Origin of the sequence: Geothrix campi, assembly GCF_024609265.1 — a bacterium.
Lineage (GTDB): Bacteria > Acidobacteriota > Holophagae > Holophagales > Holophagaceae > Geothrix > Geothrix campi.
In genome coordinates, this window is sequence record NZ_JANHMP010000001.1 from 1,206,198 (window position 1) to 1,230,756 (window position 24,559).

The 24,559-nt window shown below is 65.7% G+C and carries 24 protein-coding genes; 4 read left to right on the forward strand and 20 right to left on the reverse strand.

All coding sequences use genetic code 11. From position 1 onward, the window contains the following. Window positions 1-102: 102 nt before the first annotated feature. The 3 genes from NOV65_RS05540 to rfaD all read left to right on the forward strand — a co-directional run bounded on the left by NOV65_RS05540 (window position 103) and on the right by rfaD (window position 3,051). Window positions 103-1,065, forward strand: coding sequence for a DUF1573 domain-containing protein (locus NOV65_RS05540; protein ID WP_257304989.1), 963 nt, complete (start codon window positions 103-105; stop codon window positions 1,063-1,065). Between the two features lie 68 nt (window positions 1,066-1,133). Further along, complete coding sequence (locus NOV65_RS05545) at window positions 1,134-2,084, forward strand: DMT family transporter (RefSeq protein WP_257304990.1); 951 nt, start codon at window positions 1,134-1,136, stop codon at window positions 2,082-2,084. A 31-nt stretch (window positions 2,085-2,115) separates the two neighbouring features. After that, on the forward strand, window positions 2,116-3,051 hold the full coding sequence (rfaD, locus tag NOV65_RS05550; RefSeq protein WP_257304992.1) for an ADP-glyceromanno-heptose 6-epimerase: 936 nt from the start codon (window positions 2,116-2,118) through the stop codon (window positions 3,049-3,051). Between the two features lie 7 nt (window positions 3,052-3,058). Here rfaD and NOV65_RS05555 read toward each other — a convergent pair whose 3' ends face one another. The 18 genes from NOV65_RS05555 to NOV65_RS05640 form a co-directional block, all read right to left on the reverse strand. Beyond that, window positions 3,059-4,225, reverse strand: a complete 1,167-nt coding sequence (locus tag NOV65_RS05555) for a PP2C family protein-serine/threonine phosphatase (protein ID WP_257304993.1) — start codon at window positions 4,223-4,225, stop codon at window positions 3,059-3,061. Between the two features lie 32 nt (window positions 4,226-4,257). Next, window positions 4,258-4,596, reverse strand: coding sequence for an anti-sigma factor antagonist (locus NOV65_RS05560; RefSeq protein ID WP_257304994.1), 339 nt, complete (start codon window positions 4,594-4,596; stop codon window positions 4,258-4,260). Continuing rightward, window positions 4,590-5,771, reverse strand: coding sequence for a TIGR04552 family protein (locus NOV65_RS05565; protein ID WP_257304996.1), 1,182 nt, complete (start codon window positions 5,769-5,771; stop codon window positions 4,590-4,592). The genes NOV65_RS05560 and NOV65_RS05565 overlap by 7 nt, the downstream gene beginning before the upstream one ends. Window positions 5,772-5,851: 80 nt before the next feature. Next, entirely contained in the window at window positions 5,852-6,157 is a 306-nt protein-coding gene (locus NOV65_RS05570) for an ATP synthase F0 subunit C (protein ID WP_257304998.1), read from the reverse strand. A 176-nt stretch (window positions 6,158-6,333) separates the two neighbouring features. Beyond that, on the reverse strand, window positions 6,334-7,065 hold the full coding sequence (gene atpB / locus NOV65_RS05575; RefSeq protein WP_257304999.1) for a F0F1 ATP synthase subunit A: 732 nt from the start codon (window positions 7,063-7,065) through the stop codon (window positions 6,334-6,336). A 12-nt stretch (window positions 7,066-7,077) separates the two neighbouring features. Further along, on the reverse strand, window positions 7,078-7,476 hold the full coding sequence (locus NOV65_RS05580; protein WP_257305001.1) for a hypothetical protein: 399 nt from the start codon (window positions 7,474-7,476) through the stop codon (window positions 7,078-7,080). After that, entirely contained in the window at window positions 7,463-7,753 is a 291-nt protein-coding gene (locus NOV65_RS05585) for an AtpZ/AtpI family protein (protein ID WP_257305002.1), read from the reverse strand. Before NOV65_RS05585 ends, NOV65_RS05580 begins: the two co-directional genes overlap by 14 nt. A gap of 291 nt (window positions 7,754-8,044) precedes the next feature. Continuing rightward, window positions 8,045-9,508, reverse strand: a complete 1,464-nt coding sequence (locus tag NOV65_RS05590) for an NADH-quinone oxidoreductase subunit N (protein WP_257305003.1) — start codon at window positions 9,506-9,508, stop codon at window positions 8,045-8,047. Next, entirely contained in the window at window positions 9,508-11,184 is a 1,677-nt protein-coding gene (locus tag NOV65_RS05595) for a complex I subunit 4 family protein (RefSeq protein ID WP_257305004.1), read from the reverse strand. The genes NOV65_RS05590 and NOV65_RS05595 overlap by 1 nt, the downstream gene beginning before the upstream one ends. A 34-nt stretch (window positions 11,185-11,218) precedes the next feature. Continuing rightward, entirely contained in the window at window positions 11,219-13,579 is a 2,361-nt protein-coding gene (gene nuoL / locus NOV65_RS05600) for an NADH-quinone oxidoreductase subunit L (RefSeq protein WP_257305005.1), read from the reverse strand. Continuing rightward, on the reverse strand, window positions 13,576-13,878 hold the full coding sequence (gene nuoK / locus NOV65_RS05605) for an NADH-quinone oxidoreductase subunit NuoK (RefSeq protein ID WP_257305007.1): 303 nt from the start codon (window positions 13,876-13,878) through the stop codon (window positions 13,576-13,578). Before nuoK ends, nuoL begins: the two co-directional genes overlap by 4 nt. Continuing rightward, window positions 13,878-14,429, reverse strand: a complete 552-nt coding sequence (locus tag NOV65_RS05610; protein ID WP_257305008.1) for an NADH-quinone oxidoreductase subunit J family protein — start codon at window positions 14,427-14,429, stop codon at window positions 13,878-13,880. The genes nuoK and NOV65_RS05610 overlap by 1 nt, the downstream gene beginning before the upstream one ends. 34 nt (window positions 14,430-14,463) lie before the next feature. Next, the gene (locus tag NOV65_RS05615) at window positions 14,464-14,967 is read right to left on the reverse strand and encodes a NuoI/complex I 23 kDa subunit family protein (RefSeq protein WP_257305009.1); all 504 of its coding nucleotides are present in this window, start codon (window positions 14,965-14,967) and stop codon (window positions 14,464-14,466) included. 10 nt (window positions 14,968-14,977) lie between these two features. Continuing rightward, window positions 14,978-16,144, reverse strand: a complete 1,167-nt coding sequence (locus NOV65_RS05620) for a complex I subunit 1/NuoH family protein (RefSeq protein WP_257305010.1) — start codon at window positions 16,142-16,144, stop codon at window positions 14,978-14,980. Between the two features lie 19 nt (window positions 16,145-16,163). Further along, window positions 16,164-17,264, reverse strand: a complete 1,101-nt coding sequence (locus tag NOV65_RS05625; RefSeq protein ID WP_257305011.1) for an NADH-quinone oxidoreductase subunit D — start codon at window positions 17,262-17,264, stop codon at window positions 16,164-16,166. Between the two features lie 9 nt (window positions 17,265-17,273). Beyond that, on the reverse strand, window positions 17,274-18,152 hold the full coding sequence (locus NOV65_RS05630) for an NADH-quinone oxidoreductase subunit C (RefSeq protein WP_257305013.1): 879 nt from the start codon (window positions 18,150-18,152) through the stop codon (window positions 17,274-17,276). Further along, window positions 18,152-18,661 (reverse strand): NADH-quinone oxidoreductase subunit B, encoded by a 510-nt coding sequence (locus tag NOV65_RS05635; RefSeq protein WP_257305014.1) that lies wholly within the window; start codon window positions 18,659-18,661, stop codon window positions 18,152-18,154. Before NOV65_RS05635 ends, NOV65_RS05630 begins: the two co-directional genes overlap by 1 nt. Then, window positions 18,652-19,005 carry an NADH-quinone oxidoreductase subunit A gene (locus tag NOV65_RS05640; protein WP_257305016.1) on the reverse strand — a complete coding sequence of 118 codons (354 nt, stop codon included), beginning with the start codon at window positions 19,003-19,005 and terminating at the stop codon, window positions 18,652-18,654. The genes NOV65_RS05635 and NOV65_RS05640 overlap by 10 nt, the downstream gene beginning before the upstream one ends. Before the next feature lie 134 nt (window positions 19,006-19,139). On the opposite strand from NOV65_RS05640, the gene NOV65_RS05645 reads away from it, so the two are divergent. Beyond that, window positions 19,140-20,771 carry a GspE/PulE family protein gene (locus NOV65_RS05645; RefSeq protein ID WP_257305017.1) on the forward strand — a complete coding sequence of 544 codons (1,632 nt, stop codon included), beginning with the start codon at window positions 19,140-19,142 and terminating at the stop codon, window positions 20,769-20,771. Here NOV65_RS05645 and NOV65_RS05650 read toward each other — a convergent pair whose 3' ends face one another. Beyond that, window positions 20,772-22,670, reverse strand: a complete 1,899-nt coding sequence (locus tag NOV65_RS05650) for an FUSC family protein (RefSeq protein WP_257305019.1) — start codon at window positions 22,668-22,670, stop codon at window positions 20,772-20,774. After that, on the reverse strand, window positions 22,667-24,421 hold the full coding sequence (locus NOV65_RS05655; RefSeq protein ID WP_257305020.1) for an ABC transporter ATP-binding protein: 1,755 nt from the start codon (window positions 24,419-24,421) through the stop codon (window positions 22,667-22,669). Before NOV65_RS05655 ends, NOV65_RS05650 begins: the two co-directional genes overlap by 4 nt. Window positions 24,422-24,559 lie beyond the last annotated feature (138 nt).

The following is a 24,559-nucleotide window of genomic DNA, read 5'->3' on the forward strand; positions in this document are numbered from 1 at the left end:
GGTGCATCCCGCCTGGCTTCATCGCGGCATCGTCGGGTTCTGTTATGAGCTCTTTGCCCTCATCTCCGGATAGAATCACAGGTCTTCCTGCCGAGGTCCCGAATGCTCCGTCGCCTCCTCCTCGCCTGCGCCGCCGTCACCCTCGTGGCCCAGGGTCCCGTCATCACCTTCGACAAGACCCACTACGATTTCGGCCGCATCACGCCGGACCGCAAGGTGGCCGCGAAGTACCATGTCACCAACACCGGCAACGCCCTCCTTAGCATCACGCAGGTGCGGCCCAGCTGCGGCTGCACCGCCACCGTGATCGGCAAGTGGTCCATCCCCCCGGGCGACAGCACGGACCTGGAAGCCACCTTCGATCCCAGGGGTCTCAAAGGCGGTGTGCGGAAGTCCATCGAGGTGGTCTCCAACGATCCGAAGTCCCCGGCCGTGAGCCTGACCCTCGAGGCGGAGGTGGTGCAGGAGATCATGCCTTCCGTGGATTCCGTCTTCTTCCACCACGTGCCCAAGTCCACCACCTCCCGCACCCTCCTCCGGTACGCCAGCGGCAACGGCGAGCCGGTCCAGATCGTGGACGTGAAGGCCCCCGGCGCCCCCTTCCTGACCTTCGCCTACCGGCAGGAGGGCAAGGACCTGGTGATGGAAGTGGCCTTCGACGGCCGGAAGGTGCCCGCAGGGCGGTTCCGCGGCGTCGAGCAGGCCACGGTGCACTTCACGAACCCACGCATGAATCAGCTGCCCCTGAACATCCAGTGGGAGTTGAAGCCTTCGGTCCAGGCCACCCCCGCCGAGCTGGTGTTCCAGGATGCCGCCGGCCGGGAACTGAGGCAGAAGCTTGCCCTCAAGCAGGCGGAAGGCCACGCCTTCCGCGTCACCGGCAGCCGCTGCTCCCTCACGGGCGTCCGCGTGGAGGGCCTGGGTCAAAAGGCGGCCTCCCACGAATTATCAGTCGTGCTGCCCGCCACCCTGAAGGCCGGAAGGTACAGCGAGGTGCTGTCCCTGACCACCGATGATCCGGATCAGCCGGAGTTGACGATCCGCCTGGCTGCGATCTTGAAATAGCAACAAACCGTCAAGATCCGACGCGATTTCTCCTTCGCCCTCCCCCAGCAGGGAGCTAGCCTGGAGGGATGCCGGAGTCCCGCAGATCCCACCTTGTCGCCGTCTTCGCCATGGCTGCCATCGCGGCCATATGGGGCGGCGGGTTCCCTGCGACCAAGTACTGCCTGCAGGGGGGCCTCTCCGTAGGTGCCGTGCTGGCCTTGCGATTCGCCATCGGCACCGCGGGCCTGGGCTTGATGATGGTGATCCTCCGGGTGCCCATCCGCCGCCAGGACGCCCTGGATGGCCTCTGGCTGGGTCTGGTGCTGGCCACCCTGTTCTGGCTTCAGACGGATGGCCTCCGGTTCACTTCGACTTCGAAATCCGGGTTCATCACCGGCCTGTACGTGATCTTCACGCCGCTGGTCGCCCTGCTGGCGGGCGACCGCCTGCGGCCCTCCCACGGCCTGGCCGCCCTGGTGGCCCTGACGGGTCTGGCCCTGCTGGTCCGCGAACCCGGGGCGGCGTGGGGGGGCTGGAATCGCGGCGATTCCGAAACGCTGCTGGCGGCCGTGCTGTGCGGGTTCCACATCGTGATGACGGCGCACTTCTCGCGGCGCTCCTCCGGTTGGGTATTGGCTTTCATGCAGGTGGCTGTCACCGGGGCCATCTCGCTGGTCGTCACCCTCGCCCTCCCTGCGCCGTACGGCTTCCAGGGCGCGGGCGCGGCCCTTTCCCGGGGTGGCACCTGGGTCTCCCTGGCCTTCATGGGCCTGCTGGCCACCACCCTGGCCTTCTATGTGCAAAGCACCATGCAGGCCCGCCTGGGGGCCACGGAAAGCGCCATCCTCTTCAGCCTGGAACCCGTGTACACCGCCGGCATCGCCGTCAGCGGCCTCGTCCCGGGCGTCCTCGAACATCTGGGACCCACCCAGCTCGCGGGCGGTCTCCTGATCCTCGCCGCCACCTTCGTGGCCGAGCTGGGGCCGAGGCTGCTCCGGAGGCTCCAGCGGCCCGAACCGGAAGAGGCCATCGGATAGCCGGTATCCTGTTGGAGAAGAGGAGTCGGGCATGTTCATCGTCACGGGGGGCGCGGGATTCGTGGGCAGCAACCTGGTGCGGGAGCTGAACCGCCGGGGGCACACGGACATCCTCGTGGTGGACAACCTGGCCCGGGCGGAGAAGGCCCGGAATCTGGCGGACCTCACGCTCTCCGACTACATGGACAAGCGGGAGTTCCGGGCCCGGCTGGATGCGGGAACCCTGGACCTGCGCCCCGAGGCCGTGTTCCACAACGGCGCCTGCTCCGACACCATGGAGACCGACGGCCGCTACATGATGGAGAACAACTACGGGGATTCGAAGGCCCTGCTCCACTGGTGCCTGGCCCGCAAATCGCCCCTGGTCTACGCCAGCAGCGCCGCCACCTATGGCGCCAGCACGGACTTCGAGCCCGTGCCCCGCAACGAGGGGCCCTTGAACGTCTATGGCTACTCCAAGCTGGCCTTCGACCAGCACGTGCGGAGCCTGATGGCCGCCATCCAGAGCCCCGTGGTGGGCCTGCGCTACTTCAACGTCTTCGGGCCCCGCGAGGGCCACAAGGGCCGCATGATGTCCGTGCTGCACCAGCTGTTGCGCCAACTCAAGGAGACGGGTGTCTGCCGTCTCTTCGAAGGGACGGATGGCTACGCGAACGGCGAGCAGCATCGCGACTTCATCTTCGTGGGCGATGTCGTGGCCATCAATCTGCACTTCGGCGGCGCGGGCATGGCGAAGGGCATCCTCAACGCCGGGACCGGGAAGGCGCGCAGCTTCAACGCCATCGCCCAGGCCCTCATCACCCACCTGGGTCAGGGGCGCATCGAATACATCCCCTTCCCCGAAGCCCTGCGCGGCAAGTACCAGAGCTTCACCCAGGCCGACGTGCGCAGCCTGCGGGCGGCGGGCTACACGGCCCCGTTCACGGAGCTGGAAGCCGGCATCGCCGCCACGCTGGCGGAGATCTAGAGGCCGGCTAGGCCTTCCGGTCCAGGATCACCAAGGTGACGTCATCCACGAACGGCGCCGGGGCATTGTAGGCACGGGCCTGGGCGATGACAGAGTCAGCCGCCGCCTCGGCTCCGGCGGGGAGCTCCGCGCAGATGCGCCGCAGGCCGGCTTCTTCGAGCATGGTGCGATCCTCGCGCTCCACTTCCACCAGGCCATCCGTGTAGAGCACGAGCCGATCTTCGGGAAGGAACTCCGCTTCGTGCTCCATGAAAGGCAGCTGGGCGTCCAGCCCCAGCATGAAGCCCTTGCCGCGGAGGACCTCGGACCGCTGGAGCCCGCCCCGGGAGCCCCGCACGATGCGCAGTGGCGCACAGTGGCCTGCCGCCACATAGCAGATGCGATCCGCAGTGGGGTCCAGGCGGCCCAGCCAGGCCGTGGCGAACTGCTCGGCCAGCGTCGAGCGGCACAGGTCCTCGTTCATCCCCAGGGCCCAGGTCAGCGGTTCGCCGCCCAGCCGCACCTGGTTCTCGAAGGAGGTCTTCACCATGGCCGAGATGAGCGCCGCGGTGACGCCATGGCCGCTCACGTCCGCGATCATCATGGCGGTAGCGCCATCCGGCAGCGGCAGGACCGCGTAGATATCCCCGCCGATGCCCGCGGCCGGAAGGTAGCAGTGGGTGTAGTGCACGCCCGCCCCCTCGCCGGGCAGCTTGGGCAGCAGGCCCATCTGGAGGGCCGCCGCGAGTTCCATCTCCTCGCGCACACGCTCCTGGAAGGCCGTCAGCTCCTTGTTCTGGCGTTTGATCTCCTTCTGCATCCCGATGAGCCGGAAGGTGGAATCCACCTTGGCCAGCACTTCCTGGGCATGGAAGGGTTTGGGGATCATGTCGTCGGCCCCCAGGGTCAGGCTGCCGATGCGCGAAGCCGTACCGTCCAGGGCGGACAGGATGATGAAGTAGATGTCCTGCGTGGCGGGATCGCTCTTGACCCGCTTGCAGAGCTCGTCGCCGGACATCTCCGGCATGCGGAGATCCGAGATGATGAGGTCGGGCTTCAGGCGCCCCATCTCACCGAGGGCCTCGACGCCGTGGCCCGCGGTCAGGACCTGGTAGCCCGCCCGCTTGAGGTAGAAGCTGAGGATATCCCGGATGGGTGCTTCATCATCCACCACCAGGACCACGCCCTTGGCCATGCAGAACCTTCAGGGAACGGTGTTCGCGCCTGTCACGAACCGCGGAGGGCGTCCTGCTCGGTGGCGAAGATGGAGAAGTAGTTGGTGAGGTTCGTCTGATCGAAGGTCTTCTTCACCGGGGCCGGCAGGCAGGACAGATGCAGCTTCCCGCCGGACTTGTCCACGCTGTTGCGGGCCGCGACGAGGAGACCCAGGCCCGAGGAATCGATGAAGCTCACGCCCTCCAGGTTGATCACCAGGAGTTTCGGCTGCGCCGTGGCCACCGTTTCCCGGATCACATCCCGCAACTGGGCGGTCACTTCGAAGTTGACCTTGCCCTGGATCGACACCACGGATGCGGTGCCCTCTTGGCGGGTCTGGATGTTCAGCATGGCTCCTCCTGAAGAATTCCCTGAAGCACTCGCCGCCGCGCAGCATCACGCTGGCGTTGTTTGTATTCCGAATGGGATGCAGGACCTGATCGTGAGCTTTGAAACCCTGATTGTTCCATCACTTGGACTTCATGTGCGAAGAAGAAAGTAAACTCCTCCTGTTCTTGGATCAACTCTGGAATGCCGGCGAGGTCCGTCAGCCCCCCGTGCCCCAGGTCCCGCAGGCGCTCCTGGAGGGCCTCCAACGCCGAGGCGCCCGGACCCGGCAGGCGGATCAGGGTGCGCGCCGTGAACTGGATGGCTGAATAATCCTTGCTGGAAAAGGGGTTCTGCTCAATACCGCCGGACTTGAGGGCCAGCGTGCTGCTGAGTTCCTGCCGATCCGCGGGGCTCAGATCCTGGATCTGGAACAGCGGGGGCAACGTCTCCGTCCAGGCGGCCAGGGCCTCCAGGTCGATCATGAGGTTCCGGCTCCGGCTGGGCTTGATGTGGGTGGGCATCAGCACGTGATGATCCAGGAGGAAGCGGATGACCATAAGCACGCCCAGCCGGTCCTCGGCCACGAAGCGGATGCCGATCTGGTCGTAGATGGTCTCCGCGACGTTCTCGGGCTTGTGGAGCATCTTCAGGAGCATGGACACACGGTCCTTGTTCTCCTTGCGCTCCACGGCCACCAGGGGCACCTCGTAGGCGCCGCGGAGCAGCCAGCGCCCCTCCTCGCACACGAGGAACTGGTCGTAGCGGCTGAAGACCTGGCGCTGGATCTCAGGAAGGAACCGGAGATTCACGTTGTGGTCCACGTGGAAGAGGGTGTGCATCACGCGCAGGATCGCGCAGGCCCAGCGACCGCTGAAGGTGCGGGGGCGTTCGGACGCCCAGACCATGAGGTCGAGGGGGTCCCCCAGGGTCCTGAGCTCGTTCGGAACGTGCAGGTCCGTCCCCTCGAGCACCACCCCCTCCAGGAAGTCGATGGCGTCCTCATAGATCTTGACCACCCGGGCCCGTTGCCCCGGCACGCTCATGTCGTAGCCGTAGTTGAGGGCGAACGTCCAAGCCTCGTCATGGGATTGGATCCGCAGGCCATCAAGGTCGATGGGTGACCCCCCGCCGAGGATCACCTGAGTGACCTCCGGAGGCATAGGGAACAGGGCATGGTGGCGCATGACGTCAAGCATCTTTACCGATTCTCTCACTATGAATCATAAAAAAACGGGGCGCCCGAAAAAGGGGCGCCCCATTGAAAACCGGTTTTGTCCTACTTAATGGCGAAGGCGGCGACGAGCACGTAGATCACGAGGGCCTCGATGAGGGCCAGGCCGATGATCATGGTGGTGCGGATGTTGCCGGCGGCCTGGGGATTGCGGGCCACGCCCTCGCAGGCGGCGACCACGGCCTTGCCCTGGGCCAGACCGCAACCAGCGGCCGCGATGGCGAGCGCGATGTGAGCGGTGAACTGGCCTTCGAAGAGGCTCTTGGCGGCGGGGGCAGCGGTGGGGGCGCCCTGCGCGAAGGCGACGGCGGCCAGGGTGAACAGGAAGGCGGTGGTGAGGAACTTCTTCATGGTGGTACTCCTTGAAGCATGTCCTTGGGGTTCGGAATCCCGCAGACGGTTAAGTGAAAAGGGTCGTGGACGAATGGGACGGATGCCGTGACTTGGCTTTGCCGAGGCGCGGCATCCGGGGGGTCTCGGGGGGGCCCTTGCCCGCTAGGCGGGCACCCCCCGGACAATATCAATCATCAATGCTCGTGCGAGACCGCGCCGCTCAGATAGATCACGGCCAGCATGGTGAACACGAAGGTCTGGATGAGGCCGAAGAAGAGGCCCAGGAACATCATGGGCACCGGCAGCAGAATGGGCATCAGGCCGAAGAAGATGCCGGCCACCACGTGCTCGCCGGCGATGTTGCCGAAGAGACGGAGGGAATGGCTGAGGATGCGGCTGAGCAGGCCCAGGATCTCCAGCGGGAACATCAGAGGCATCAGCCACCAGATGGGCCCCGCGAAGTGCAGCCAGTACTTGCCGACGCCCTGCTCCTTCATGCCCTGGAAGTTGTAGTAGCCGAACACCACGAGGGCCGCGCCCAGGGTGATGTTCCAGTTGCTGGTGCCGGGGCTGAGGCCTGGCAGCAGACCGAAGAGGTTGTTGAAGAAGACGAAGAGCGCCATGGTCCCGATGAAGGGCAGGTGCTTCTCGCCGTGGTGGGCGATGTTGTCGTTGATCATGCCCTTGAGCCACTCGACTACGCCCTCGAACATCTGCTGGAGGGGGCCGGGGATGCGGGACAGGTTCTTCCGCACCAGGGCCGTGAAGAGCATGGCCACCAGGGCCGCCAGGGCGGCGTTGAGCAGGTGGTCATAGCGCTCCAGGATGGACAGGGCCGCCCCGTGGGCGAACCCGGGCCACGGGTGCTGGGCGAGTCCCAGCACTTGGGTGAGCCACTGGGCGAGCAACGATGCGTGGTGTTCCATCTGGATCAGACCTCAATCAGGCGGGGTGGCTTCGGGTTTCTGGAAGACGAGGCGCACGGCTTCCAGGAGGATGCCGGCCACGAAGAGAAGCACTCCCAAGGCCAGCGGCAGGGCTTCCGCCGGGTATCTGCCCATCATCCCACGCAGCACCAGTGCGATCAATGCCAGTTTGCCCACGGACAGGAAGCCGTAGAGCCATCTCCGGCGCACGGAGGGTGTCAGCATCCGGGCCGTCAGGACGCGGTGAAGGGTCCAGAAGGCCAAGCTGGCCAGGGCCCCGACGCCGAAGGCCAGGGCAGCGGTCCAGGAGCGCAGGAAACCCCAGAGGGGAATGCCCAGGATCCCCAGGACCACCATGGCGCCGGTCACGCGACGGAGGTGATCCTCGCCCTCGTCCCTAGTGCCGCTCATCGGAGTCCTTCCCTTCTTTGAGGCGCTCGAGTTCTTCCGCATCCCGCTTCGCCATGCGCCGGTTCACCTTGTAGAGCTCCCAGAAGGCCGTGGCGATGCCCCAGACCAGCCCCACCCACTGGCCTGTGGCCGGATGCCCGAACCGCCCCCCGATCCAGCGGCCAAGGAAGAAACCGAGGGTGATGCAAAGGGGGAAGGTCAGGCCCATGGACATGAGGTCGCCCCAGAGGGCCCGCTCCCCGGGATCCGCATCCCTGCTGCCGCGCCTGAAAATCACGAATCGTCCCCCAAGAAATGGTGCGTCACCCCGCGCCTTTCAGTGTAAGCCGGGGCCTCCGCCACAGGAGGGACCCGCGGAGAGATAAAGCAGAGGCATGGCCGGGCCGTGCCTTTGCGTGGAAGCCCGTGCGACGGGCGCTACCTAGAGGCGCGTAGCGCGCAATCTCCGGAGTAGCAAAGCAGAAGCCCGGCTTGGCCGGGCTTCTGCGCGGGGGGCCGGGGGTGTTCGCGTAAGCGAGACCTTAGATCCTTGCGACGCACGCGTCGCGGGGGGACCCCCCGGAGAACATCAAACCCAGGTGATCTTCGTCGCCCAGTCCACCAGCCAGGGACCGAAGGCCGTGGCCACCAGGACCAGAGCGCAGGCCAGGGTCACGATGAAGACGGACGTGGCGCCCATGGGGACGGCCTCGCCTTCGGGTTCCCGGAAATACATCTGCGCCACCACGCCCAGGTAGTAGTAGGCGCCCACGGCGCTGGTGAGCAGCGCGATCGTCGTGAGGGTGACGAAGCCCTGCTCGATGGCCAGCTTGAAGAGGTAGAACTTGCCGAAGAAGCCCGCCAGGGGCGGAATTCCCGCCAGGCTGAGCAGGAAGATCATCATGGCGAAGGCCAGCACGGGGTGCTTGCGGCCCAGGCCCTTGAAGTCCTCGATCCGCTCGCCCTCGCCCTTGCCCTGGAGGTAGATCACCACGGCGAAGGCACCGGTGTTCATCACGATGTAGATGAGCATGTAGAGCCAGACAGCCTGGGCCCCTGCCCTGGCGTCGCCGGAGAGCACGCCCAGCAGCATATAGCCCACGTGGGCGATGCTGGAGTAGGCCAGCAGACGCTTCATGCTCTCCTGCTTCACGGCGGTCACATTCCCCAGGATCATGCTGGCCCCGGCGATGTAGCAGAGGGGCAGCACCCAGTCGGAGGACACTCCGTGGAGGCCGGCGCCGAAGACGCGTAGGAAGGCCGCCAGGGCGGCGGCCTTGGGGGCCGTGGCCATGAACATGGTGATGGGCGTGGGGGCGCCCTCATAGGCATCCGGCGACCACATATGGAAGGGCACAGCCGCCACCTTGAAGCCCATGCCGATCAGCACCATCAGCACGCCGGAGAAGACCAGCAGGTTGCTGGTGGTCGGCGTGAGGGCTAGGGCCTGGTTCAGGTCCGCCAGGTTCGTCGTGGTCCCCCCGGCGGCGCCATAGAGCAGGCTGATGCCGTAGACGAGGATGCCGCTGGAGAAGGCGCCCAGCAGGAAGTACTTCACGCCTGCTTCCACGCTGGTGGCGCGGTCGCGCAGGTAGGCCACCAGGATGTAGATGCAGATGGCCATCAGCTCGAGGCTGAAGTAGACCGAGATCAGATCCGAGGCGCCGCAGAGGAACAGCATCCCGGACAGGGAGAACAGGATCAGGGCGTAGTACTCAACCGTCTGCTGCTTGAGGCCGTTGAGCAGCTTCACGCTGAGGGCCACGGTGCCCGCGGCGCCCAGCACGCACAGCATCTGGAAGCCCCGGGTGAGGCCGTCCATCCGGAACATGCGGGAAAAGCCCTCGCCATCCGGCGTGCGACCGACCAGGGCCGCGGTGATCGCGAGGATCACCAGGGTGATCGGCGCCCATTTGTGTTTTTCGTTCCGGTTGAAGAAGAGGTCGCCGGGCCACAGCATGAGCGTGGCCACGATCATCAGGAAGAGTTGGGGCGTGATGAGGTGCGTGTCCCGGAGGAGCGCGCCCAGGAGCCCCTGCGCGAAGCCGGTCATCAGTGGCCTCCGCCGTGGGCAGGAGCTTCGTGGACAGGAGCCTCGTGGCCAGCCGGGGCGGCGTCATGGCCTCCGGGAGCCGCCTGGTGGGGCGCGGCCGGGGCGGTCATGCCCTGCATGCCGAGCTTGGCGGCGATGGCCTGCTGCGCAGCCAACTGCTCGGCCTTGTAGAAGTCGGGGTTCACCTGGGTGACGAGCTTGCGAACCGGAGCCTCCATCACGTCCATGATCGGCTTGGGATACATGCCGATCCAGAAGGCGGCGATCACGAGGGGGGCAAAGTAGAGAATCTCGCGGAGGTTGAGGTCCTCCATCTTCTCGTTAGTGGCGGTGATGGGTCCGAACATCACGCGCTGGTACATCCACAGCAGGTAGGCAGCGCCGAGGATGATGCCCAGCGTGGCCACCACGGCGGCCCAGGGGAAGGCCTGGAAGGAACCCATGAGGATGATGCCCTCGCCGATGAACCCATTCAGCAGGGGCAGCCCCAGGCTGCTCATGGTCATGAGCATGAAGACGGTGGCGTAGATCGGCATGCTCTTCGAGAGGCCGCCGAAATCCGCGATCATGCGGGTGTGGCGGCGCTCATAGACGATGCCCACCGCGAGGAAGAGCCCGCTGGTGCTGATGCCGTGGTTGATCATCTGGAACATGCCGCCCTTGATGCCATAGGGATTCAAGGCGAAGAGGCCCAGCATGCAGAGGCCCAGGTGGCTCACGGAAGAGTAGGCCACCAGCTTCTTCATGTCCTTCTGGATCATGGCGACCAGCGCGCCGTAGATGATGCCGATGAGGGACAGGATGAGGAAGGGCTTCATCAACATCCGGGTCGCATCGGGCAGGATGGGCAGCAGGAACCGCACGAAACCGTAGGTGCCCATCTTCAGGAGGATGGCCGCCAGGATGACGGAACCGGCCGTGGGGGCCTGCACGTGCGCGTCCGGCAGCCAGGTGTGGAAGGGGAACATCGGCACCTTGATGGCGAAGCCGATGAAGAAGGCCAGGGCCAGCAGGATCTGATAGGTCTTGCTCTGCTGCGCGATCACCGGGGCCATGGCCTGGAAGCTCTCCAGGGAGAAGTTGTAGCCGCCGGTGGTCTTGTGCTGCAGGAAGTAGATGGCGAGGATCGCCACCAGCATGAGCACGCCGCCGGCCAGGGTGTAGAGGAAGAGCTTGATGGCGGCGTAGAGCTTCTGTGGGCCGCCCCAGATGGCGATGAGGAAGTACATCGGCACCAGCATCACTTCCCAGAAGAGGTAGAAGAGGAACATGTCCTGGGTGATGAACACGCCGAGCATGGCCGTCTGAAGGACCAGCATCCAGATGTAGTACTCCTTGTGGCGCTCCTCGATGGACTTGAAGGAGCAGGCGATGGCGATGGGGCCGATGAAGGTGGTCAGCAGCCAGAGCAGCAGGCTGATGCCATCCATGCCCACACTGAACTTCACGCCCATGGACGGAATCCAGTTCCAGGATCCGGCCCACTGGACGGCGTCACTGGCCCGGTCATAGCCGAACCAGAAGACCGCGCTCATCAGGAAGCTGACGATCATCACCAGGAGGGAACCGATCTCGAAGACCCGGCGTTGGTCCTTGGGCACGAGAAGCAGGACCAGCGCCCCCAGTAGGGGCAGGAAGGTCGCCACCAGCATCAGTGTCGTGTTTGCGGTGAACATGGGGACTCCAACCAATGAGGCCAGGCAGGGAAGGCTATACGAGGAATTTCCAGAAGGCGAAGACGAGGAAGCCGAGGAACATCACGAAGGCGTAGTGCTGCACGCGGCCGCTCTGCAGGCCCCGGAAGACCGAACTGGTCTCCTGGATGATGTAGGCGACGAGGTTGACCGCACCATCCACCAGCTTCTGGTCGATCCAGTTCGACAGATCGGCCCAGATGATCGTGAACCGGGCGGCGCCGTTCACCATGCCATCCACCACCCAGGTGTCGAAGCTCCAGAGCTGGGCGGAGAAGCGCTTGATGGGCTCGATGAGGGCAGCCTCGTAGAACTCGTCCACGTAGTACTTGGCGTTCACCCAGCGGAACAGATTCGGGAAGCGGGTCACGAAGGCCTTCGCCCGGCTCCAGCTGGGATCCACCTTGTAGATCCACCAGGCCAGCAGCATGGCGCCAGGAGCCCAGACCAGGGTCGCCCAGGCCATGAGGCCGTATTCCATGGCGGGCGGAACGTGCTCGCCGTGATGGACAGGGGCCACCTGGTAGAGCAGCGGCTCGATCCACTTGCTGAACAGTTCGGCAGGCACAATGGGCAGGACGCGATGAAGGCTCTCGGGGTAGTTGAGGAAGCCGCCCACCACGGCGAGGCCAGCCAGGATGGCCACCGGCAGCCACATGCGCCAGGAGACCTCATGAGGATGGTGGCCAGGCACGATGTCGTGATCTTCCGGATCATCTCCGCGGTGGTTGTGGGGCTTGTCCAGTTCGTGGAGGCCGTTTCCCAGGTGGCTGGGCGCGTCGTGGCCGTGGGCGTGGGCATGGGCGTCATGCCCATGGTCATCGTGGCCGTGATGGGCCTCGGACTGGACGGACAGGCCGTGGGGATCGTTCCCGGCCCCGCGGTACTCGCCGTAGAAGGTCATGGCGATGAGGCGGGTCATGTAGAAGGCGGTGCAGAAGGCGCCCAGCATGCCCAGAATCCAGGCCACCAGGTTCAGGGTGGGGCCCGTGTAGTGGCCGTGCTGGTACCAGCCCTCGAACACCTTCCAGAGGATCTCGTCCTTGGAGAAGAAGCCCGAGAAGGGGAAGATGCCAGCGATGGCGAAGGTCGCCAGGATCATGCTCATGGCGGTGATGGGCATCAGCTTCTTGAGGCCGCCCATGTTGCGCATGTCCTGCTCGTGGTGGCAGGCGGCGATGACAGCGCCGGACCCGAGGAAGAGGCTGGCCTTGAAGAAGGCGTGGGTGAAGACGTGGAACATGCCGGCGCTGAAGGCCCCCGCGCCCATGCCCATGAACATGAAGCCCAGCTGGGACACGGTGGAGTAGGCCAGCACCTTCTTGATGTCGTACTGGGCGAGGCCCATGGTGGCGGCCACGAAGGCCGTCAGGGAGCCGAAGGCCAGCACCACGGCGAGCGCCACCGGGGCGTTCACGTAGATGAAGTTCAGCCGCGTGATCATGTAGAGGCCGCTGGTCACCATGGTGGCGGCATGGATCAGCGCGCTGACCGGCGTCGGACCTGCCATGGCATCCGGCAACCACACATAGAGGGGAATCTGCGCGGACTTGCCCATGGCGCCCACGAAGAGGCAGCAGCCGATGAGGTTGAACCACCAGGTGGGGCTCGCGGTATGGCCGTAGAGCGTGATGGCCGGCATGGTCGCAAGCCCGCGGACCGAACCCATCAGCGTGTCGTAGTCGAGAGTTCCGAAGACCTGGAAGATCAGGAAGAACCCGATCATGAAGCCGAAATCGCCGATGCGGTTCGTGACGAAGGCCTTCTTGCCGGCGACGGCGGCGAACTCCTTCTCGAAGTAGAAGCCGATGAGCAGGTAGGAGCAGAGGCCCACCCCTTCCCACCCCAGGAACATCATCAGGATGTTGGCACCCAGCACCAGGTTCAGCATGCTGAACACGAAGAGGTTCATGTAGGCCATGAAGCGGTAGTACCGGCCGTCGTTCCGCTCCTCGGCCATGTAGCCGGTGCTGAACAGGTGGATCAGGAAGCCGGCGCCCGAGACCAGCAGGGCCATGCAGCCGCTGAGCACATCGAACTTGTAGGCCCACTCGATCTTGTAGGTGGTCATCCCGCCCAACACATGGGCGCCGCCTATATCGAACCAGGTCCAGAGGCTCTGGTGGATGGACCGCCCGTCGGCGGGCAGGCCGGCGAGCTGGATGAAATACCCGATCGTGAGCAGGAAGGCCACGCCCACGCTGCCGAGGGCGAAGAAATCCACGACTTTGGTGTTCTTCAGTTTCCGGCCGCTGAGGCCATTGATGAGGAACCCGAAGAAGGGCAGGAAGGGGATCAGCCACAGGTAGCTGCCCGCCTGGGATGCGGCGGTGGCGGCGTGCGTCAGGGTCATCTCGGCACTCATGATCGTCGTCATCCCTTCAGCAGGTTGATGTCATCAACCTGGACGGTGTCGCGCTTGCGGTAGAGGGCCACCACCAGTGCGAGACCCACAGCCACCTCGGCGGCGGCGAAACCCATCACCAGCAGGGCGAAGGCCTGGCCGGAGACGGAGCCGCTGTGGCGGGCGAAGGCGATGAAGTTGAGGTTGGCGGCGTTGAGCATGAGCTCGACGCACATGAGGACGATCAGGGCGTTGCGGCGGATGAGAACCCCCGCGATGCCGATGGAGAACAGCAGGAAGGAGATGAGGAGGACCGCGTTCAGGCTGACCATCACACCCGCTCCGTTTTTGCCAGCACCACCGCGCCCACCAGGGCCACCAGCAGGATCACGCTGAGGATCTCGAAAGGCAGGAGGTAGTCCGCGAAGAGGCCGCGGCTCACCGCCTGGGCATTCTGATGGGCCACATCCAGCCCCTTGGCCAGTTCCGGCCGCAGGACCAGGGCTTCCGGCGAGGGCGCGCCGAAGATCGCCTTGCGGAACACGGCCAGGAACAGCGCGGCGCCCCCCGCGACGGCCACCACCGCATAGCGCGACTGCAGCTGGAAGACCTCGCCCTCCTTCTTCTTGCTCATCTCGACGAGCATGACGACGAAGAGGAAGAGCACCACGATGCCGCCCGCGTAGACCAGGATCTGGGCCACGCCCAGGAACTCGGCCTCCAGCGCGAGGAAACATCCGGCGATGTTCAACATCGCGAAGAGGAAGCCCAGCACACTGTGGATCGCGCTCCTGGAGCCGATCATGAGCAGGGCGCCGACAAGGGCCATGACGCCGAAAATGGCGAACATGTTCCGGCCGATCGTTTCGATGAAATGTTCCATGGGACGTCCTCTGGATATGCGCGAAGGGATGGAATCAGTCGTCAGCCACGCTGAACTTGCCCACGTGCGAGGGCTCGAACATGTTCTGGCCCAGCCCTTCCGTGCCGAGGGAGAAATCCTCGCGGTTGTAGGCGGCCAGTTCGAACTGGTGGTTGAGGATGATGGAATCGAATCCGCAGCTCTCCACGCAGAACTCGCAGAAGATGCAGCGCTCCATCTCGAAGTCGTAGCGCACGGGGAAGGGCATCTTGCGCCCCTCCTTCTTGCCCTTCTCGATGGTGATCACCTGGGTGGGGCAGATCTTTTCGCAGGCCAGGCAGCAGACGCACTTGATCTCGCCCTGCTCGTCTTTCAGCAGCGTCAGGCGCCCGCGGAAGCGCGGCTGGACCTTGGCTGGCACCTCGGGATACTCGGAGACGATGTGGAACGGCACCTTGCGCCGGTTGGCCGTGAAGAAGACCTGGCTGAAGTGCTTGCCGGTGACGGACAGGCCCTTGGCGATGTCGGCGGGGATGAGGGTCCTCAGGAACTTGTTCATGGACGGCCCCTTAGACGGCGAAGCAGCGGATGACGGCCGCCAGCAGGAGGTTGACCAGCGCCAGGGGGATCAGGTACTTCCAGCCCACGGCCATGATCTGGTCGTACCGGTAGCGGGGGATGGTGCCGCGCACCCAGATGTAGGTGAAGAGGAGGAAGATGATCTTGGCCACGAAGAAGATGGCGTGGGGTGCGCCAAACCACGACAGGAACCCGGGCAGGTAGGGGTTCAGCAGCCCCTGCAGGCCGAAGGGGAGCAGCCAGGGACCGCCCAGGAAGAAGGCGGAGGCCAGGGCCGAGACGACGGTCATGTTGATGTACTCGGCCAGGTAGAAGAGGCCGAACTTCATGCCGGAGTACTCGGTGTGGAAGCCCGCCACCAGCTCGTTCTCAGCCTCCGGCATATCGAAGGGGAGGCGGTTGGTCTCCGCGAAACCGCAGGTGAGGTACAGCAGGAAGCCGATGACCTGGGGGATCAGTGCCCACGCGGGCATGCCGATCGCCATGTGAGAGGACATCTCGCTGAAGTTCAGGCTGGCGGAAAGCACCACCGGCGCGAGGAGGCTGAGGGTCAGGGGGACTTCGTAGCTCACCATCTGGGCCGCGCTGCGCAGGCCGCCCAGGAGGGGGTATTTGGAGTTCGAGGACCAGCCGGCCAGGACGATGCCGTACACCCCCACGGTCGCCACGCCCAGAATCCAGAGCAGGCCCACGTTGATGTCGGAGATGCCCCCGGAGACCGGGAGGCCGCCCAGGTAGGGGAACCAGGTGGGGAACGTGAAGAAGGTGCCGGGCACGAAGGAGATCGCGGCGAACACCACGATCGCGGCCACCATGCTGATGGAGGGTGCGAGGAAGAAGACGAACTTGTCGGCCTTCGCCGGCATGATGTCTTCCTTGAGGATCAGCTTCAGGACGTCGCCCACGAGCCCGGGGATGCCGCGCCAATAGGAGACGACGGGCACCCTGCCCATCTTCCACATCCTGCGGTTCATCCAGCCGCTGAAGCCGATGTGTCCGCTGGCCACGCGGGTGGAGCCCAGGCGCTGCTGGAGGTGGCCGAGCACCTTGCGCTCGGCGAACACCGTGAGGGGAACGACGACGAAGACGAAGATCACGACCAGCAGGCACTGGATGAGCGTGATCACGATGGACTGGGTGAGGGTCGGGGTCGGCATGTCTTGGGATCCTCGTCGGCTAGCGGTCGATCTCGCCGAGCACGATGTCCAGGGAGCCGATGGCCGCGACGACGTCGGCGATCAGTCCTCCCTCGGCCATCTTGGGCAGGGATTGGAGGTTGATGAACCCAGGAGCCCGCACGTGGAACCGGTAGGGGTTCAGGGAACCCTTCTCGCCCACGAGGTAGTATCCGATCTCGCCCTTCGGCGATTCGGTGGCGTGGTAGACCTCGTTGACCTCGGACCGCAGGATCTTGGGGAGCTTGGCCATGACGGGGCCTTCGGGCATGCCATCCATGCACTGCTGGATGATGCGGGCGCTCTGGCGCATCTCCGCCATGCGGACCTGGTACCGGGCGTAGGTGTCCGCCTCGGTGCGGGTGGGGATCTCGAAGTCCATCTCGGAGTAGGCCGCGTAGGGGAAGGCCTTGCGGATGTCGTAGGCCACGCCGGCGGCGCGCAGCATGGGGCCGGTGACGCCCAGGGCGATGGCATCTTCGGCGCTGAGCCGGGCCACGCCGACGGTGCGCTTCTTCCAGATGCGGTTCTCGGTGAGCAGGTTCTCGTACTCTTCCAGGCAGCTGGAGAACTTGGCCAGGAACTTGTGCACCAGCTTCTCGAACCCGGGAGGCAGGTCCTCCCTCAAGCCGCCGATGCGGAAGGCCGTGGTGGTAAGCCGGGAGCCGCAGAAGGCCTCATTGATGTCGAGGACGTCCTCGCGCTCGCGGAAGGCGTAGAGGAACACCGTCAGGGCGCCGATGTCCATGGCATGGGTGCCCAGCCAGATGAGGTGCGAGGCGATGCGGTTGAACTCGTTCAGCAGGGTGCGGATGTACTGGGCGCGGCGCGGCACCGTGATGCCGAACAGCTTCTCGTTGGCCTCCGCCCAGCCCAGGTTGTTGGCCACGGCAGAACAGTAGTCCATGCGATCCGTCCAGACCTGGCCCTGGAAGAAGGACTGGTTCTCACAGATCTTCTCGACGCCCCGGTGGAGGTAGCCGATCATCGGCCGGCAGTGGGTGACGGTCTCGCCATCCAGCCGCAGTTTCACCCGGAGCACACCGTGCGTGGACGGGTGCTGCGGGCCTAGGTTGATCTCCATTTCCTCGTTCTTGAACACCGTCCGCTCCTAGTCCGCCTTGGGTTGCTTCAGGTTGATGCCCAGCTGGCCGGCCTTCTGGAGGGCGATGCGCTCGAGCATGCCGCTGCGGTCCTCGCGGAAAGAGATGTCGCGCTGACCCCAGCCCACGGTCGGATAGTCCTTCCTCAGCGGGTAGCCTTCCCAGTCCTCGGGGCAGAGGATGCGAGTCATGTCGGGATGATTCGCGAACCGGATCCCGAGCATGTCGTAGATCTCACGCTCCATCCAGTTGGCACTGGGGTAGAGCGGGCAGGCGCTCTCGGGCACGAAACCCTCGGGCACGAGAATGCGGAGCCGGAGCCGCTTGCGGCGGCTGATGCTCGTCAGGTGGTAGACCACGCTGAAGGCGAAATCCTTGGCCGCTGGATAGTGGGTGGCGGACTGGTCGGCGAGCATCTCGTACTTCAGGGCGGCGTCTTCGCGGCAGAGAGTCAGCGCCTCGAGAATGGCCTCCTTCTTCACCTGACAGACCAGCTCGCCGGCCTGTTCGAAGATCTCCTCGACCTTGTCGCCCAGGAGAGTCTGCAGTTTCAGCAGATCGGCGTCCTTCGCCTCCTCGGGCACGGGGGTCTTCAGGTCGTTGTCGTCCTTGCGGGGAACGGGCCGGACGGGGGCCTTGGGGGCATCCTTGCCTTCGGCCTCAGCCTTGGTCTTGGCGACCTCGTAATCAGCCAGCATCTTCTGCCACTTGGCCTCGTCGGCTTCGGCGGCGGCCTTCTGCTCGGCCAGGTAGGTCTGGCGGCTCGGCAGGGGCACCGTCTTCGGCATGGCGATCTGCCGGAAGGGCGCGGCCTTGTAGTCGTATACGTACGGGCCGGCAGGAGCCTCGGGCACTTCCGGGACCGGAGGGGTGTTCGGTTCCGACATCAGCCGACCTCCTCGAAGATGTCCTTGTACCGATCGGCCAGGCTGCTGGTCATGATCTTGTCCTGTAGCTTCAGGAACCCGTAGATGAAGGCCTCAGGGCGCGGGGGGCAACCCGGAATGTAGACGTCCACGGGGATGACTTTGTCCACGCCCTGGATCGTGTGGTACGAGTCGAAGGGCCCGCCGGCGGTGGCGCAGGAGCCCATGGCCATCACCCACTTGGGTTCAGGCATCTGGTCGTAGAGGGTCTTGATGATCGGGGCCATCTTGTAGGTCACCGTGCCCGCGATGATCATCAGATCGGCCTGCCGCGGGCTGGCGCGGAAGATCCCGGCGCCGAAGCGGTCGAAGTCGAAGCGGCTGGCGCCCGCCGCCATCATCTCGATGGCGCAGCAGGCCAGGCCGAACGTCACGGGCCACACGCTGGTGGCGCGCGACCAGTTCATGACCTTCTCCACCTTGGTGGTGATCAGGATGTGCTCAAGGGCGGAGGGTTGGTTCATTCCCATGTCAGGGCTCCCTTGGACCAGATGTAGCCGTAGCCGAACAGCAGCAGGAACAGGAAGAGGCCGAGTTCGATGAAGCCGAACACAGCCAGTTCCTTCATCTGGATGGCCCACGGCATCAGGAAGACCGTTTCCACGTCGAACACCAGGAACATCACTGCCACCAAGTAGTAACGAACGGAAAATTTCTCCCGGGCGTCGTTGGTCGTGACGATGCCGCACTCGTACGTGGAGTATTTCGCCGCGCTGGGCCAACTGGGGCGCAGGAGCCACGACAGGTTCAGGATGATGATCGGCAGGGCCACTGCTACCAGAATCAGCAGCAGGATGGACGCGTACCCACGCATGGAGCCTCCAGGACCAGTCATTGTGGAGTGCCGGTCCCGCGCAGGTCAACGATCTAAGCCAACCGTTGCGTCCTTTGTGACCCATGCCCGATTCCGGTCATTCAGGGCGGCGCACCTTCCAGTAGGATGTTTCCATGACTTTTCCCAATCCTCCGGACCCCGCGGATGCCGTCGAGACCGGCGATCCAGCTCTGACCGGCTTCCGGCCGGCCCGGGAGCTGTACCCGAACCTGGATCTGACCCGGGAGCCGGTGGAGTTCGCGCTCTTCCAGGCCATCCCGATCGACCTGATGCTCAAGCACCACTTCGTGCCGGTGCAGGAACGGGAGGGCGTCCTGTGGGTGGCCATGGCCGACCCCCTGGACATCCCCACCCAGGATCTCCTGCGGCAGCAGCTCAAGCGGCCCCTGCGCTTCGCGGGCGCCCCCCTGGCCCAGATCCAGGAAGTGCTGAAGAAATCCGAAAGCGGCCAGAAGGTCATGGACGAGGCGGGCGAGGCCCTCAAGATCCAGGTGCTCCACGAGGAGGACCTGGATGACGAGGTGCTCGATCTGGAGCGCCTTACCGACAAGGACGAGGCCCCCATCGTCCGCCTGGTGGACACCACCATCTTCAACGCCCTCCAGCGTCGCGCCTCGGATATCCACCTGGAAACCACCGGCGCGGGCTTCCAGATCAAGTACCGCATCGACGGCAGCCTCTACCCCGCGGCCGAGCCCATCGACCGGCGGTTCGCCTCACCCATCATCAGCCGCATCAAGGTCATGTCCGAGCTGGACATCGCGGAGAAGCGCAAACCCCAGGATGGCCGCTTCAAGCTCAAGGTCCGCGGGCGGGCCATCGACTTCCGCGTGAGCATCATGCCCACCATCCACGGCGAGGACGCGGTGATCCGCATCCTCGACAAGGAGAACCTCACCGAGGAGTTCCAAACCCTGACCCTGGAGATCCTGGGTTTTTCTGACCACGAACTGAAGCGCCTGCGCCGTTTCGCCCGCGAGCCCTACGGCATGTTCCTGGTGACGGGTCCCACGGGCTCGGGCAAGACCACCACCCTCTATGCGGTGCTGAGCGAGATCAAGGCCCCCGAGGACAAGATCATCACCATCGAAGACCCCGTCGAGTATCAGCTCGAGGGCGTCACCCAGATCCCCGTGAACGAGAAGAAGGGCCTCACCTTCGCCCTGGGCCTGCGGTCCATCCTCCGTCACGACCCGGACAAGATCCTCGTGGGTGAGATCCGCGACCCCGAGACGGCCCAGATCGCCATCCAGTCCGCCCTCACGGGCCACCTGGTCTTCACCACCGTCCACGCCAACAACGTGCTGGACGTGATCGGCCGCTTCCAGCACATGGGCGTCGAGGTCTACAACTTCGTGTCGTCCCTGAACTGCATCCTGGCCCAGCGCCTCATCCGCGTGCTCTGCCCCAAGTGCAAGCGCCCCGCCCCGGCTCCCAGCCCGCAGGACCTGGTGGAGAACGGCGTGGACGAGGCTTGGCTGCGCCACGCCACCCTGTTCGACCGCGTGGGCTGCGTGGACTGCCACGGCACCGGTTTCCGCGGCCGGCAGGCCATCATCGAGTTCATGGGCCTCAACGACGAGATCCGCGAGCTGCTCATCCAGCGGGCCCCCACCCGCGAAGTGAAGGCCGCGGCCCGCCGGGGAGGCATGCAGTTCCTCCGGGAGAGCGCCATCGAGAAGGTGCGGCTGGGTATCACCACCTTCGCCGAGATCAACAAGGTGACCTTCCGCGACGGGGCCTGATCAGACCGGCCCGGCCCCCTGAGGCTGGCCGAAAGTCAGCAGATCGGCCGATTTCTCGAGGCCCTCCGCCAAGTCCAACAGCACGCGACGCAGGGCTTCCCCGGCCTCCTCCGTGGCCAGCGTTCGCAGCGCTCCCGCGGTCCGCAGGGGATCCTCGACCAGATGCCGCAAGACCTCGAAGGCGCCTGCCTTCGCGACGCCGGCGACTGAATCCGGGAACTCGTGCAGCTGCTCGATGGCATATCCCAGGTTGAGCACCGCCAGGATCCCCCTGGGCCAGCGCTCGCCCAGATCCTTCGCGCGGCCCAGATGCAGGGAGAGACGCAGGATCTGGCGCGACCCGCGCGCCCGCCAGTCCTCGCTGGCGGCTCCGGGCTCTGCCTCGATCATCCGGAGCAGATCCCGGCGGATCACCTCCGCGGTCTCCTCCGCCTGCCGCACGGAACTCCGGGGCATCAGGATGTAATTGCCGGCCACCAGGCAGGCCGCTGAGGCGAGTGCGGCCGAGCCCCCCACCACGGCCATGGCGCTGGCGGCCACCGTGGTGCCGGCCTGGCTGGCCAGCAGGAAGCACATGTTGAAATCCACTCCCGCGAGGGCGGTGCGGGGATGGGCCCGCAGAAGGCCTCCCAGCAGCAGGAAGGGCACCAGCGTCAGCAGCAGGCCTGGGGGGGCGGGGAAGACCGGTTGCACGACGAGGCGGTAGAACACCGCGAGGGCGGCGCCGCCCACCACCCCGGCCAGCAGCTTGGGCGCGATGTGCTGGGGCAGCGCCATGGAGCCCAGCACCAGCGAAAAGATGCAGACTCCCACCGCCGCCTGGACCACCAGGGGCGAGCCCGTCCAGCGGGCCAGAGCCGCGGCCAGGAAAGTGGCGGCCCCCGCGGCCACGGTCGTGCGCCCGGCTTGGGGCCATTCCCGGTGGGGCGCGAGGACCGCCAGCTGTCGGCGGAAGGGCTGAACGGTGGCGGCAACCAGGGGTTGGCTCAAGCTGGCGTTGGCCTCCAGAATACGGGCCAGGGCGCCCTCCAGGCGACTGGAGGCGGACAGTGGGCCACTGAAGGCCAGTCCGCTGGATGGCGGGGCTCCAGCCTCCGCGAGCAAGCCTTCCGCAGCCTGGTCGAGGTGCTGTGCCAAGGCCTCGGCCGCGGCCCGATCCCCCGGCCCGAACGCCACCCCGGCGCTCATGACCGCGAGCGAGCCCACCACCAGCGAATCCACATCATGCAGGCGGCGGTAGCCCTCGAAGGAGCCCGCCAGGATCAGGCGGGCGGAGGCTTCGACCTCGCTGATTTCCGAGAGGATCCGGCGTTTCTCCGCCCCCATGTCGGTGGCCCCGCGCCGCAGGACCTGCGCGGCGTAGGTGATGGCATCCGCGGACAGGCGGCGGATGCGGGCGAAGAAGGCCTGGCTTGGCGAGCGGGGGGTCGCGAGGCCGGTGATGACGGTGGTCACCACCACCCCGATCAGGGTGCATTCCACCCGCGCCGTGGCGAGGTCCAGTGAACCTCCTGGGGCCAGGACCGCCGGAATGACGACGATGGCGGCCGTGACGCCTGCCAACAGGGCCCCGTAGCCGTGCACACCGCGCAGCACATGAGTGAGCCCGCCGTTGGCGCCCACCCACAGCCCCAGCAGGGCGAACTGTGCGTATGGATGCACCGGGGCATGGAGGATGGCGAAGCCGACCGCCGCCCCCAGCAGGGTTCCCAGCACCCGCAGGAGGGCCCGTTCGAACAGCACCCCCCGCGAGGCCTGGGCCACCACCCAGACCGGCATGGCCGCCCAGTAGGCGTTCTGCACGTGCACGAGCGTGGCGATGGCGAAGGCCACCCAGGCCGACAGAGCCAGCACCAGGGCCCGCGTCACCACGGGCCGGTCGATCTCCGGATCCTTCATATCGCGCCCTTGACCAGTTCCCGTTCCAGGCTCTGCAGCCGCTTGAGCCGCGCGAAGAGACCCGCCTGAGTGGTCAGCGACTCGGGGGTGCCCAGCTGGACCGCCCGGCCTTCCTCCAATACCAGCACCCGGGCGCAGGTCTCAGCCACGAAGACCCGGTGGGTGGCCAGCACCAGAGTGGACTTGCCGAGGAAGGCCCGCAGGTTTTCAAGGATGCGACTCTCCGTTTCGGCATCCACGGCCGAGAGGGCATCATCCAGCAGCAGCAGGCGGGGACGGCGCAGCAGGGCGCGGGCCAGGGCCGTGCGCTGGCGCTCCCCACCACTGAGCGCCACGCCCCGCTCGCCCACCACCGTATCCAGGCCCTCAGGCAGGCGGTGGATCAGCTCATCCATGGCCACCACCCGGGCGATCTCCCAGATCTCCTCCTCGGTGGCCTCGGGGCGACCCATGGCCAGATTCATGCGCAGCGTATCCGAGAAGAGGAAGGCCTCCTGCGGCACCCAGCCCAGGCCCGCCCAGTGGCGGCGCAGGGTGGGGTCGGACAGCGGCTCGCCATCCACGAGCATGCGTCCCGCCTGGGGGGCGCGCAGACCCGCCAGCACCTGCAGCAGCAGGGTCTTGCCCGAGCCGATGCCGCCCACCACGGCCAGGCTGTCGCCGGGCGCCAGGGCGAGATCCAGCGGGCCCAGGCCGCGACCGGTCTCGAAGCGGTGGCTCACGCCCTCGAGGGCCAGGGCCACGGGAACCTCGGGCAACGTGATGATCTCTGCGGGAGGAAGGGGCTGCTCGGGGCTGTGGAGCAGCTGGTCCAGCCGTTCCTGACCAGCCTTGGCCCGCTGGAACAGGTTCGCGGACCAGCCCAGGCTCATCATGGGCCAGGCCAGGGCCACCAGGAACCCCGTGAAGGCCGTGAGGTCGCCCAGGTTCAGGACGCCCCGCACCACCAGGCTGCCGCCGTAGGTCACCAGCACGAGCGCGGACACACCGCTGATGAGGGCCGACAGGGGCGCATAGGCGCTGAAGATCACGGACTGTTTCATGCTCAGCGAGGCGTGGCGCCGGCTGAGGGCATCGAACTGCGCCACCCGCGCTTCCTCCAGGCCAAAAGCCTGCACCACGCGCTCGCCGCTGATGGTCTCGTGGCTGTAGGTCGAGAGAGCCGAGAAGGCCAGCTGCAGCTTCTGCTGCACCATGTGGCTCCACTTCCCGATGATGTAGAAACCCAGTGCCAGGAAGGAGAAGGGCAGCATCACCGCCAGGGTGAGCCGCCAGCTGGTACTGAACATCAGGCCCAGGGTCACCGGCAGGATGGACAGGACCTGGAGGAAGCTCATGAGGCCCGGTCCCGTCGCCATGCGGACCGTGCCCACGTCATCGCCCAGCCGCGACATGAGGTCGCCCACCCGTTGCCGCTCGTAGAAGGCGAACGGACGGGCCAGCAGGAAGCTGTAGAGGGATTCGCGCTGCTCCCGCTCCACATCGCGGCTGAGGCCGATGAGCGTATTGCGCATGAGGTAACGGCCGATGCCCGCCACCGCCGTGAAGGCCAGCATCCAGACCAGGTAGACGCGTGAACCATGCCAGTCATGGCGCTCGAGTGCGTGGACCGCCCGGCCCGACCAGTAGGGCACCACCGAAGCCGCTACACTGCACCAGACCGTGGCCGCCAGACCCCAGTAGAGGGTGCGCCGATGGCGGTCCATGAGCGGCCACCACCAGAACAGCTTCGACTCCGAAAGATCCGCCACAGCGCCTCCACCATTCAGAGTAGCAACACCAATCCCCCGACCGTAGGCAGGCCTGACAAAAACGCGGACGGGATTACCGGAAATGCAAGATGGATAAACAGGATTCAAAGGCAGTTTTGCCGGTGATGAACGGTGATT